The organism is Sphingobium wenxiniae (assembly GCF_007830065.1).
Classification (GTDB): Bacteria; Pseudomonadota; Alphaproteobacteria; order Sphingomonadales; family Sphingomonadaceae; genus Sphingobium; species Sphingobium wenxiniae.
Genome location: NZ_VLKK01000002.1, coordinates 354031 through 366673, shown reverse-complemented (window position 1 = coordinate 366673; position 12643 = coordinate 354031). Strand labels below are relative to the sequence as shown.

10 protein-coding genes and 1 pseudogene are annotated in these 12643 nt (G+C 65.1%); 7 read left to right on the top strand and 4 right to left on the bottom strand.

What is annotated here, in order from left to right; all coding sequences use genetic code 11:
- The first annotated feature begins 110 nt into the window (after positions 1–110).
- The 3 genes from IQ35_RS04170 (at position 111) to IQ35_RS04160 (ending at position 3275) form a co-directional block, all read left to right on the top strand.
- Positions 111–1331: an NADP-dependent isocitrate dehydrogenase gene (locus IQ35_RS04170; protein WP_145072045.1), complete on the top strand. Its 1221-nt coding sequence runs from the start codon at positions 111–113 to the stop codon at positions 1329–1331.
- A gap of 96 nt (positions 1332–1427) precedes the next feature.
- Positions 1428–3044, top strand: coding sequence for a GNAT family N-acetyltransferase (locus tag IQ35_RS04165; protein ID WP_021245690.1), 1617 nt, complete (start codon positions 1428–1430; stop codon positions 3042–3044).
- Positions 3045–3077: 33 nt separating this feature from the next.
- The gene (locus IQ35_RS04160) at positions 3078–3275 is read left to right on the top strand and encodes a KTSC domain-containing protein (RefSeq protein WP_145072044.1); all 198 of its coding nucleotides are present in this window, start codon (positions 3078–3080) and stop codon (positions 3273–3275) included.
- A gap of 3 nt (positions 3276–3278) precedes the next feature.
- Here IQ35_RS04160 and glmS read toward each other — a convergent pair whose 3' ends face one another.
- The 3 genes from glmS to IQ35_RS04145 form a co-directional block, all read right to left on the bottom strand.
- Positions 3279–5102, bottom strand: a complete 1824-nt coding sequence (gene glmS, locus IQ35_RS04155; protein ID WP_021245692.1) for a glutamine--fructose-6-phosphate transaminase (isomerizing) — start codon at positions 5100–5102, stop codon at positions 3279–3281.
- A 166-nt stretch (positions 5103–5268) separates the two neighbouring features.
- Positions 5269–6060, bottom strand: coding sequence for a 3-hydroxybutyrate dehydrogenase (locus IQ35_RS04150; protein ID WP_145072043.1), 792 nt, complete (start codon positions 6058–6060; stop codon positions 5269–5271).
- Positions 6057–7250: a patatin-like phospholipase family protein gene (locus IQ35_RS04145; RefSeq protein ID WP_021245694.1), complete on the bottom strand. Its 1194-nt coding sequence runs from the start codon at positions 7248–7250 to the stop codon at positions 6057–6059. Before IQ35_RS04145 ends, IQ35_RS04150 begins: the two co-directional genes overlap by 4 nt.
- A 133-nt stretch (positions 7251–7383) precedes the next feature.
- Between IQ35_RS04145 and ypfJ the strand changes: the two genes are divergently transcribed.
- On the top strand, positions 7384–8265 hold the full coding sequence (gene ypfJ, locus IQ35_RS04140) for a KPN_02809 family neutral zinc metallopeptidase (protein ID WP_145072075.1): 882 nt from the start codon (positions 7384–7386) through the stop codon (positions 8263–8265).
- A gap of 99 nt (positions 8266–8364) precedes the next feature.
- Here the strand turns inward: ypfJ and IQ35_RS04135 are convergent, their stop codons facing one another.
- Complete coding sequence (locus tag IQ35_RS04135; protein ID WP_236614781.1) at positions 8365–8547, bottom strand: hypothetical protein; 183 nt, start codon at positions 8545–8547, stop codon at positions 8365–8367.
- Positions 8548–8624: 77 nt separating this feature from the next.
- Between IQ35_RS04135 and IQ35_RS04130 the strand changes: the two genes are divergently transcribed.
- From IQ35_RS04130 to IQ35_RS04120, 3 genes and pseudogenes are all read left to right on the top strand, one after another.
- Positions 8625–11327, top strand: coding sequence for a bifunctional [glutamine synthetase] adenylyltransferase/[glutamine synthetase]-adenylyl-L-tyrosine phosphorylase (locus IQ35_RS04130; RefSeq protein WP_376699482.1), 2703 nt, complete (start codon positions 8625–8627; stop codon positions 11325–11327).
- Complete coding sequence (gene bcp, locus IQ35_RS04125) at positions 11327–11788, top strand: thioredoxin-dependent thiol peroxidase (RefSeq protein ID WP_145072074.1); 462 nt, start codon at positions 11327–11329, stop codon at positions 11786–11788. Before IQ35_RS04130 ends, bcp begins: the two co-directional genes overlap by 1 nt.
- A pseudogene (locus IQ35_RS04120) lies at positions 11785–12595 on the top strand (ferritin-like domain-containing protein). The gene bcp and the pseudogene IQ35_RS04120 overlap by 4 nt, the downstream one beginning before the upstream one ends.
- Positions 12596–12643 lie beyond the last annotated feature (48 nt).

Below are 12643 nucleotides of genomic sequence, written 5' to 3'. Positions count from 1 at the left end.
CGCTCAAATGATCTCGCCCCGCAAAGGCGACTGGGCGGTTGAACATTGCCGCCGCTTTCCCTAGGGCAAGTCCCAAATTCCACCCGAAGCGAAGAAAGCGAAGCAGGCGCATGGCGAAGATCAAGGTCAAGAACCCGGTCGTTGAGATCGACGGTGACGAAATGACGCGGATCATCTGGGAGTGGATTCGCGAGCGCCTGATCCTTCCCTATCTCGACATCGACCTTAAATATTACGATCTTTCCGTTCAGAAGCGTGACGAGACAAACGACCAGATCACCATCGATTCCGCGAATGCGATCAAAGAATATGGCGTCGGCGTGAAGTGCGCCACCATCACCCCCGACGAAGCGCGCGTGGAGGAATTCAACCTCAAGCAGATGTGGAAGTCGCCCAACGGCACGATCCGCAACATCCTGGGCGGCGTCGTCTTCCGCGAACCCATCGTGATCCGCAACGTGCCCCGTCTGGTTCCGGGCTGGACCGACCCGATCGTCGTGGGCCGTCACGCCTTCGGCGACCAGTATCGCGCCACCGACTTCCGCGTTCCCGGCCCCGGCAAGCTCACCATGAAATGGGTCGGCACGGACGGCAAGGAACTGGAATATGAGGTGTTCGACTTCCCCTCTTCGGGCGTCGCCATGGGCATGTACAATCTCGACGAATCGATCCGCGATTTCGCCAAGGCCAGCATGAACTATGCGCTCGACCGTGGATGGCCGCTCTATCTGTCGACCAAGAACACCATCCTCAAGGCCTATGACGGCCGCTTCAAGGACCTGTTCCAGGAAGTGTTCGACGCCGAATTTGCCGACAGGTTCAAGGCCGCCGGCATCGTCTACGAACACCGCCTGATCGACGACATGGTCGCTTCCGCCCTCAAGTGGAGCGGCAAGTTCGTCTGGGCCTGCAAGAATTATGACGGCGACGTGCAGTCCGACACGGTGGCGCAGGGCTTCGGCTCGCTCGGCCTCATGACCTCCGTGCTGATGTCGCCCGACGGCAAGACCATCGAGGCGGAAGCGGCGCATGGCACCGTCACCCGCCACTATCGCCAGCACCAGCAGGGCAAGGCGACCTCCACCAACCCGATCGCCTCGATCTTCGCCTGGACGCAGGGCCTGTCCTTCCGCGGCAAGTTCGACGACACGCCGGACGTCACCAGGTTCGCCGAGACGCTGGAGAAGGTCTGCATCCAGACCGTCGAAAGCGGCGCGATGACCAAGGATCTGGCGCTGCTGATCGGCCCGGATCAGGCGTGGATGACGACGGAGCAGTTCTTCGAGCAGATCCGCGTCAACCTGGAAACCGAAATGGGCAAGTGGAACTGATCGCCTTCTCAGGCTTTCAATACGGAAACGGAACGAGGGCGGCGCTGGGTATCAGCGCCGCCTTTTCCATGACCGTCAGCCCAAGGGAACGACATAATGACGAAGACAGCCCGCCAGCGCCTGCTTGAGGTTCGCGCCGCCGTTCCGTCCGACGTGCGCGGCATCCAGCGGCTGATCGCCCGCGTCTATCCGGGGATGCCCAATTATTCGCTGGCCACCATAAGGGGGCAGATCAACAACTTCCCGAACGGCTGCTTCGTCGCGCTCTACGACAACAAGGTCGTGGGCTATTGCGCGACCATGCGGGTCAGCAAGGCGATGGCTTTCGCCGCCCATGACTGGGAGGAGATCACCGCCAACGGCTTCGGCACGCGGCACAGCGCGGCGGGCGAATGGCTCTATGGCTATGAGATGGCGGTCGACCCCAAGCTGCGGGGCCTGCGCATCGGCCAGCGCCTCTATGACGAGCGCAAGGAGCTGGCGGAGGAGCTGGACCTGCACGGCATCGTCATTGCCGGGCGGATGCCCGGCTATGCCCGCGCGCGGCGGCGAGTGGAGGGACCCGCGGATTATCTGGACAAGGTCGTCACCGGCAAGCTGCGCGATCAGGTGCTCAGCTTCCAGCTCAAGAACCAGTTCGAACCGCTGGGCGTGCTGGAAAACTACCTCCCCGAGGACAAGCAGTCGGTGGGTCATGCCGCGCATCTGGTCTGGCGCAACCCCTATGTCGATCCGGACGAAGCGCCCGAAATGCGGGTGCCGCGCGGGGTGGAAAGCGTCCGCCTCGCCACCTGCCAGCTACAAGCACGCGCGGTGAAGGATTTCGAAGAGTTCATCCGCAACATCGAATATTTCGTGGACGTGGCGGCGGATTACCGGTCGGACTTCATCGTCTTTCCCGAACTGCTGAGCCTCCCCCTCCTCTCCTATGAGACGAAGAAGCTGTCGCCCATCGAGGCCATCGACAAGCTGACCGGCTATACCCCGCGCCTGACCAAGGAACTGGAGCGGATGGCGCTGGAATACAACATCAATATCATCGGCGGCTCCCACCCGACCCGCGCCGAGGACGGCGACATCCAGAACATCGCCTATGTCGCGCTGCGCGACGGGTCGCTCCACCGGCAGGAGAAGATCCACCCGACGCCCAACGAAGCCTTCTGGTGGAACATCAAGGGCGGGGATTCGCTCGACGTGATCCAGACCGACTGCGGCCCTATCGGCGTGCTCATCTGCTACGACAGCGAATTTCCCGAACTGGCGCGGCGGCTGGTGGATCAGGGCGCGCGGATCATCTTCGTCCCCTTCTGCACCGACAGCCGCCTGGGCTATATGCGGGTGCGCTATTGCTGTCAGGCGCGGGCGATCGAGAACCAGTGCTATGTCGTCATGTCGGGCAATGTCGGCAATCTGCCCAATGTCGACAATATGGACATCCAATATGCCCAGAGCGCGATCCTAACGCCCTGCGACCTGCCCTTCGCGCGCGACGGGATCGCGGCGGAATCGACGGAAAATGTCGAGACGCTGACGATGGCGGACGTGAACCTCGCGGACCTGAGCTGGGCGCGGGCGGAGGGCACGGTCAGGAACCTGCGCGACCGGCGGTTCGATCTCTATCATATCGACTGGGACAGCGACCCCGACCACGCCCATGCGCCCAGCGGCGGGCCGGTCCCGGCGGGCGGGCACAATGCGCCGGGCGGAGGCTGAGGAACCCGTTCTTGAGCAGGCGGTTGACGTTTCATGCCGTCGACCGTCATCCGCCGCTTCGATTATGACGCCAGCGCCCATGCGCTCGACATCCAATTCGTCAGCGGCCGCCGCTACCGCTATTTCGACGTGCCGGAAGAAATCGTCGAACGGATGCGAGTTGCGCCATCAAAGGGCCGTTTTTTCAACGCCCGCGTGCGCGACCGTTACGACTTTACCGAACTGCACTGATCCTCATTCGACCGTCACGGATTTTGCAAGGTTCCTTGGCTGATCGACGTCCGTGCCCTTGGCCACGGCGACATGATAGGCGAGCAACTGCACCGGCACGGCGTAGACCATCGGCGCGATCAGCGGATGGACCTTGGGCATGGTGATGGTCGCGATGCAGCCCTCCCCCGCCGCAGCCACGCCGTCATAGTCGGAGATCAGCACCACCTTGCCGCCGCGCGCCTGCACTTCCTGCATGTTGCTGACGGTCTTTTCAAAGAGCGGCCCGCTGGGGGCGAGGACGATCACCGGCACGGACTCGTCGATGAGGGCGATGGGACCATGCTTCATCTCTCCGGCGGCATAGCCTTCGGCATGGATGTAACTGATCTCCTTGAGCTTCAATGCCCCTTCCAGCGCCAGCGGATAGTCCGGCCCGCGTCCCAGATAGAGCACGTCCCGCGCCCCGGCGATCAGATGCGCCATCGCCTCGATCGATTCGTCATAGGCCAGCGCGGCGTTCAATGCGGCGGGCGCTTCGGCGAGATGGCGGACCAGTTCCTTCTCCGCCTTTTCGTCCAGCCGTCCCTTGGCGCGGGCGAGATTGGCGGCGAAGGCGGCCAGCACCGCAAGCTGACAGGTGAACGCCTTGGTCGAAGCGACGCCGATCTCCGGCCCGGCATGGGTGGGAAGCAGCAGGTCCGCCTCCCGCGCCATGGAGCTGGTGGGGACGTTGACGACGGCGGCGATCTTCTGCCCCTCGGCCCGGGCGTGGCGCAGGGCGGCGAGCGTGTCGGCGGTTTCGCCCGACTGGCTGATGACGATCATCAGCCCCCCATCCTCCATCACCGGCGCGCGGTAGCGGAACTCGCTCGCCACGTCGATGTCGGCGGGGACGCGGGCGAACTGCTCGAACCAGTATTTCGCGACCATGCCCGCATAGAAGCTGGTGCCGCAAGCGACGATGGTGACGCGGCGGATCGCGCTCAGGTCGAAATCGGGGACCGGCAGCGACACCTGATCCTCCATGCGGCGCAGGTAGGAGCGCAGCGTTTGCGCCACGACCACCGGCTGCTCGTAAATCTCCTTGAGCATGTAATGGCGGTGATTGCCCTTGGAGATCAGCTCGCCGGTGACGCCGGAAATGGTGACGGGACGCTCGACGGGATTGTTGTCCTTGTCGAAGATTTCCGCGCCGTCGCGGGTGACGACGACCCAGTCGCCCTCTTCCAGATAGGCGATGCGCTGGGTCAGCGGCGCGAGCGCGAGGGCATCGGAACCCAGATAGGTTTCCCCCTCGCCATAGCCGACCACCAGCGGCGATCCGAGGCGCGCCCCGATCAGCATGTCGGGATGGCTGCGGAATAGGATGGCCAGCGCAAAGGCGCCATGCAGGCGGGGAAGGACCTGTTCGACGGCCTCGCGAGGGGACGCACCCTGCTCGACCAGTTCGCTGACCAGATGGGCGACGACCTCCGTGTCGGTCTGGCTGTCGAAGACGCGGCCCCGCGCGATCAGTTCCTCGCGCAGCGGCTTGAAATTCTCGATGATGCCATTGTGGACGAGAGCGACTTCGCGCGTGGCATGGGGATGGGCGTTGCTGGTGGTCGGCGCGCCATGGGTGGCCCAGCGGGTGTGGGCGATGCCGATGGTGCCGGGGAGCGGCGCATCCTCCAGCGCCTTCACCAGATTGACGAGCTTTCCCTCGGCGCGGCGGCGGTCGATCAGGCCGTCATGGACGGTGGCGACGCCCGCGCTGTCATAGCCGCGATATTCCAGGCGCTGGAGGCCGTCCACCAGCCGCTGCGCCACGTCGTCCCTGCCGATGATCCCGATAATACCGCACATGGATGTGAAAGCCCCGTGAAGAGAAAGATGCGCCTGTCATCCGCCTATAGCGGGGTCATTTCCACAAGGCATTAACGAAGGCGGAAGATGGCGAAGATTTCACGCCACAGAACGAAGGTCCCACCCTCCCCCCTCCCGCCAGCGGAAGGGGGAGTGAAGGCGTCGCCTATTGCGCCGTCCAGCCGCCGTCGATGCTCATATTGGCGCCGGTGATGTTGGCGGCGGCGTCGCCGCACAGGAACAGCGCCATGGCGGCGACCTGATCCACGGTCACGAATTGCTTGGTCGGCTGGCCCGCGAGGAGGACGTCGTTCATCACCTGCTCGCGGGTCATGCCCCGCGCCTTCATCGTGTCGGGAATCTGGTTTTCCACCAGCGGCGTCCAGACATAGCCGGGCGAAATGCAGTTGGCGGTGATGCCGAAGGTCGCCGTTTCCAGCGCCACCGTCTTGGTGAAGCCCGCAAGGCCGTGCTTGGCGGTCACATAGGCGCTCTTGAAGGGCGAGGCAGTCAGCGAATGGGCGGACGCGGTCTGGATGATGCGGCCCCATTTCCGCGACTTCATATAAGGAATGGCAAGCCGCGTAGTATGGAAAGCCGCATTGAGGTTCAGCGCGATGATGAGGTCCCATTTGTGGAGCGGAAATTCCTCCACCGGGGCGACATGCTGCATCCCGGCATTGTTGATGAGGATGTCGACGCCGCCAAAGGCGTCCGCCGCTTCCTTCATCATCGCTTCGATCTGGTCGACCTTGGTGAGGTCATGGCCGGAATAGAGCGCCCTGGCGCCTGACAGTTCCTCCAGCCCCTGCCGCTCCTTTTCTATCGCATCCGCGTCGCCGAAGCCGTTGATGACGACATTCGCGCCCTCCCCCGCCAGCGCCTTGGCATAGGCAAGGCCGATGCCGGACGTGGAGCCGGTGATAAGCGCGGTCTTGCCGGACAGGGATTTGCTCATGCCTTTTTCTCCTTGAGATGATCGGGGGCGTCGAGGTCGAAGGTCGCGCTCTTGCCGTCCAGGATGTTGCGGGCGATCAGGTCGCCCTTGTGCATCACTTCCTCCACGGCTTCCCGGCCCTGACTCCAGTGGTCGAGCATGGTGGAGCGCGAAAACTCGAAGTCGCGCGCGCCGCTTTCCCAATTGCGGCTGCGGTAGATCAGGTGGACGATGTTGACCGATCCGCAATCCATCATGCTGCGCAGGCGCTGCGCGTCGGGATCGTCCTGCAATTCGGGCGGCAGCTTGTCGAGCAGCGCGCGAATCGCGCCATGTTCGCGGCGCAGGCGCAGATATTGATCCGTCACCTGCCGGGTGCGGCTGGAATATTGGATGTCCTTGGTGCGGGAATAGACGTCGGTGATCTGCCGGGGCCTCGGCCCGGCGGCGGGGAACAGGTCCACCTGGAACACCAGCATGTCGTCGGTCTGGTGATCGAGCACATGGGCAAGCGGCGTGTTGGACACGATACCGCCGTCCCAATACCAGCGCCCATCGATCTCCACCGGCGGCAGGCCGGGCGGCAGGGCGCCCGACGCCATGATATGCCGCGCGTCGATGCGGGTCGAATTGCCGCCGGGGCCGCGCGTGTCCCAATAGGCGAAATTGCCGCTTTCCACGTCCACAGCCCCGACCGACAGCCGCACCGGCCCGTCGTTCAGAAGATCCCAGTCGACGCAGGCGTCCAGCATGTCCTTGAGCGGCGCGCTGTCATAGAAGCTGATCGCGCCCGGCGTTCCTTCGGGCATCAGCGGCGTAGGCCACAGGCGCGGGCGGAACATGCCCGGCACGCCGAAGGTCGCGACCGTGCCCGCCGCCATCAGATGCGCGAATTCGCGGATATGGTCGATTTCCGGCAGGACGACATTGGGTATTCCGCCCGACACGGTCAGCCAGAATTTCTTGAGGCGGCTCAAGCGCCGGTGCGGCGGATTGCCCGCGATGATGGCGGCGTTGACCGCGCCGATGGAGATGCCCGCAACCCACGTCACGTCGATTCCCAGCGCATCCAGCCGCTCATAGACCCCCGCCTGGAAGGAGCCGAGTGCGCCGCCGCCCTGCAGCAGCAGCGCGACCTGCCGGGGAAGCGGCAGGGGCGCAGCGCGCCGCCGGGGCCGGGAGGGAGCGGATTCTGTTTCGATATCTGCCATATCGCAGTGCAATATAGTCTTTGCGGGCGGCATTCCAACTTAATCTCCGATACGCCATGCTTTCATGACAGTTCCCAGCCCTCCCCGAATCGCGTAGGCAATGGGCGAGCAAGCGCACAGGAACGAGGACGCGATGCGGCTGGACGACGAACAGGAAAGCTCCAATTTCGAGGTGCAAAGCGGCCGTGGAGGCGGCTTTGGCGGGGGAGGATTGGGCGGCGGCCTTGGCATGTTGCTGCCGCTGATCGGCAGCCGTTTCGGCTGCGGCGGGATCGTGGTGGTGCTCATCATCCTCGCGGTGATGGGGGTCAATCCGCTGAGCATGATAGGCGGCGGCGGCGCGCCCCAGCAGCAGAGCGCGCCCGCCAGCCGCGATCCCGGGCAGTTGTCCGATATCCAGCACTGGTCGCTGAAGGTGCTGGGATCGACCGAGCGGGTGTGGGGACAGGTCTTCAAGGAGTCGGGGCAGAATTATCAGCCGACCATCCTCTCCTTCTACAGCCAGAGCGGCACGTCGGGATGCGGCGCGGCGCAGAGCGCCATGGGGCCGTTTTACTGCCCCAACGATCAGAAGGTCTATCTGGACACGGATTTCTTCACCGAATTGCAGCAACGCTTCGGCGCTCCGGGCGATTTCGCGCAAGCCTATGTCATCGCGCATGAAGTCGGCCACCATGTGCAGGATCTGGAAGGCACTCTGGGTCAGGTGAACAAGCAGCAGCGCGCCGTCAGCGAGGCGCAGGGCAATGCGTTGCAGGTGCGCGTCGAATTGCAGGCGGATTGCTATGCGGGCGTATGGGCCAAGCGCACAGGCCTTATGGAAGCGGGCGATCTGGAGGAAGGGATGAAGGCGGCGCAGGCGATCGGCGACGACACCCTCCAGAAGGCGGCGGGACGGCGGCCGGTGCCCGAAAGCTTCACCCACGGCAGCAGCCAGGAGCGGATGGAATGGCTGCGGCGCGGCCTCGACAGCGGCGATCCGGCCCAGTGCGACACATTTGGGCGGAGCGGGTAGCGGTCCGTCACCTTTTCGAACGCCGAAACGCCTGCCTTAAAGGCCGGATACCCAAGGATTCCGCCACATTGACAAATATGGCCCGTCCCGCCAAGCCGGTCAGTGCTTGTCCAGCTTGGCCAGCAGCGCGAGCATGTCGTCGGGCAAGGCGTCACTTGCTAGACGATAGGCGTTCCGCAACGCCCTGCTCACTCCCTCTCCCGGCGAGGGCAGGGCGATGGTCACGATCCCGGTCCCCCTGCCGGGGCCTTGCGCTGGTCGGCCATCTGCTTTGCGATGCATATCCATGCCCTAGAGAACGGCCAAAAGGCGCAAAAGTTTCTGGATTTCGTCGCAAGCGGACGCGATAGGCTGTGCCGATGGGAGACGGAATGGTGGAAGAGTGGGCGGACGTGGAGACGCGGATACGGGCGCATTCGCCCTTTCTGGCGCGGCTGATGGATCGCTTTCCGGCGGTGACGGAGGTACTGGCAAGCGGCGATCTCGACGCGGCCATGACGGCTGCGCGGGCGGTGGCGGAGGGCGACGACAATGTCGCGCGCGCGCTGCGGCGGCGGCGCGGGGCGCTGGCGCTGGTGACGGCGGCGGCGGACCTTGCGGGCGCATGGGGCCTCGACCGCGTGACGCGCACCCTGTCCGACTTCGCCGACGAGGCGCTGGAGCAAGCGCTGCGCACGGCCATGGCGGAACGCTATCCCGACGCGGAGCCGCGCGGTTTTGTGGTGCTGGCGCTGGGCAAGCATGGCAGCCGGGAACTCAATTATTCGTCCGACATCGACCCCATCCTGCTTTATGACCCCGCCACCCTGCCCCATGGCGAGCGGGAGGATGTGGCGGACGCCGCCGTCCGCATCGGGCGGCGGATGAGCGAATTGCTGAGCGCGCGGGACGGGGACGGCTATGTCTTCCGCGTGGACCTGCGGCTGCGCCCCTCCCCCGAAGCCACGCCCATCGCGCTCCCTATAGAGGCAGCCATCGGCTATTATGAATCGACGGCCCTGGGATGGGAGCAGGCCGCCTTCATCCGCGCGCGCCCTGCCGCGGGGGACATCGCGCTGGGCGACTATTTCATGCAGGCGATCCGGCCCTTCGTCTGGCGGCGGAATCTCGATTTCGGGGCTATCGACGCGATCACCGACATATCGCGCCGCATCCGCGACCATTATGCGCAGGGACAGGCTTTCGGGCCGGGCTATGACCTCAAGCGCGGGCGCGGCGGCATCCGCGAGGTGGAGTTCTTCGCACAGGTGCATCAACTCATCCATGGCGGGCGTAATCCGGCGCTGCGGCCGGGCAACACGCGCGAGGCGCTGGCGGCGCTGGCGCAGGCGGGCGTGTTCGAGCCGGAGGTTTCGGCCCGGCTGGACGAAGCCTATGTCCTCTTCCGCACCATCGAGCATCGCTTGCAAATGGTGGAGGACCGGCAGACCCACGAACTGCCCAAGCAGGCCGAAGCGCTGGATAATGTGGCGCGGCTGCACGGGCTGTCGGACGGCGGCGCGCTGCTGGATCTGCTACGGCCCGATGTGGAATGGGTCGGGCGCAATTATGACCGGCTGACCCCGGAGCAGGAGGATGCCGGCCTTTCCCATGACGAGGGCAAGCTGAAGGCACAGCTTGGCGAGATGGGCTTTGCCGATGCGGAAACGCCCTTCGCCCGCGTGGCCCGATGGCGCAGCGGCAATGTGCGCGCGCTCCGCAGCGCCCCGGCGCGCGAGGCGTTGGAGGAACTGCTGCCCGGCCTGATGCGCGCGCTGGGGCAAGCGCCGGACCCGGACCGGGCGCTCAACCGGCTGGATGACATGATCGGGCGGCTGCCGAGCGCGATCAATTTCTTCAAGCTGCTGGCCGCGCGGCCCGGCCTTGTCGAATTGCTGGCGGAGATATTGAGCCATGCGCCGACGCTGGCCGATGCATTGGGGCGGCGGGCGGAATTGCTCGACGGGCTGATCGACACATCCGCCTTCGACCCGCCGCCTTGCGTGGAGGCGCTGGCGGAGCAGTTCGCGCATCTCGAACGGGGCGAGGATTACCAGACGCTGCTGGACCGGGTGCGGCAGAAGGTGGGCGACCGGCGCTTTGCGCTGGGCGCGCAGATCATCCGGGGCAGCGACCCGCTGGAGGTCGGGCGCGGCTATGCCCGCGTCGCGGAGGCCGCCATCGAGGCGCTGGGGCGGGCCACCATCAAGGAGTTCGAGGCGCAGCATGGCAAGGTGCCGGGCGGCGAACTGGTCATATTGGCGCTTGGCCGGATGGGCGGCGGCGTGCTGACGCACGCATCGGACCTCGACCTCGTCTATCTCTTCACCGGCGACTTCATGGCGGAATCGGATGGGCGCAAACCGCTGGGCGCGACGCAATATTACAACCGGCTGGGACAGCGGATCACCAATGCGCTGTCCGTCGCGACCGCCGCCGGGCCGCTCTATGAAGTCGATACGCGGCTTCGGCCTTCGGGCGCGCAGGGGCTGCTCGCCGTCAGCCTCGACAGCTTCGCCAGATATCAGCGGGAGGATGCGTGGGATTGGGAGCATCTGGCGCTCACCCGCGCACGGCCTGTCTTTGGCTCCGCGCAGGCCCGCGAAGCGTTGAACGCCATCCTCACCGAAACGCTGGAGCGGCCACGCGATTTCGACGATCTGGCGCGTCATGCGGTGAAGATGCGGGCCGACATCGCGAAGCACAAACCGCCGGTCGGCGAGATGGACGTGAAGCTGGTGCCGGGCGGCCTTGTGGACCTCGAATTCCTGATCCACATCTCGCAATTCCATTACGGCACGGCGTTCGATCCCGATCTGGGCAAAGCGCTGGCCGAACTGGTCGAGGCAGGCCGTCTTCCCCGCGATCTGGTCGACGCACATGACCTCATCACCCGCTATCTGGTGGTATCGCGGCTCGTCTCGCCCAAATCGACCGAACCGCGCGAAGCCAGCCGGGCGCTGGTGGCGCGGGCCTGCGGCAAGGAAAGCTGGGACGCGCTGCTGGACAGCTACACCCATGCGCGGCAAAGCGTGCGCGCGGCATGGCAAGCGCTTGCCGCGCCATTCGAGGAGAACCGATGATGCTGGAACAAGGCGACAGCGCGCCCGACGTGGCGCTGAAGGACGCGGACGGCGCGGATTTCACGCTGGACCGCTATCGGGGCAAGCCGGCGGTCGTCTATTTCTATCCCAAGGCGGACACGCCCGGCTGCACCAATGAGGCGAAGGATTTCACGGAACTGGGCGCGGATTTCGCGAAGCTGGGCGTGCCGGTGGTCGGCATTTCCAAGGACAAGCCTGCGAAACTCAAGAAATTCGCGGACAAATACGGCCTCACCGTCACGCTCGCCTCGGACGAACCGGGCGCGGCCTGCGAAGCCTTTGGCACATGGGTCGAAAAGTCGCTTTATGGCCGCAAATATATGGGGATCGAACGGTCCACCTTCCTGATCGGCGCGGACGGCAGGATCGCACGCGTCTGGCCCAAGGTGAAGGTGAAGGGCCATGCCGCCGATGTGCTGGAGGCGGCGAAGGCGCTTTGACCCTGCCTGCCGCCATCGACAGCGTGGGGGCGGCCTGCGCCCATGTGCTGCTGACCCCCCATCCGCGCGGCAAGCTGATGGCAGCGCGGGCGGCGGCGCGCGCGTGGCGGCTGGGAACGCTGGCGCATCGGTTCGATGCCGCGATGCCGGATCGGCCCGCGCGCCCGGACGCGCCGGAACTGCTGCCGCCCAACCGGATGCCGCGCCGGGGGAAGATCGGGTCGGAGCGGGCCCGGATCGCGATGCTCCATGCGCTCGCTCATATCGAGTTTGTCGCCATCGACCTTGCCTTCGACCTGATCGGGCGGTTCGGTGGGCGATTCCCGGCGGCTTTCACCGGCGACTGGATGCAGGTGGGCGCAGAGGAGGCGATGCACTTCGCCCTGCTCGACCGGCGGCTGCGTCAGATGGGGAGTTTCTATGGCGCGCTGCCCGCTCATGACGGCCTCTGGCAGGCGGCGATAGAGACAGCGGGCGACGCGCTCGCCCGGCTCGCCATCGTGCCGATGGTGCTGGAGGCGCGCGCGCTCGACATCACGCCCGCCACCATCGAGCGGTTCGAAGGCGCGGGCGACGTAACGTCCGCGCGCATGTTGGGCCGAATCATGACAGATGAGATTCGCCATGTCGCCGCAGGGACGAAATGGTTTTGCGCCGCGACGGAACGAATGGGGGGCGGACCCCGCCAATCATTACCAAATCCTTGTGAAAAGGCATTTTCGTGGTCCGATTAAACCGCCGTTCAACGACTCGGCGCGGCGACAAGCCGGTTTAACGCGCGATTTTTATGACGCGCTTGCAACATGAGCCGGTATTTGCACTGTGCACTCAGTCGCGGGGTGATTGAGTTCGCTT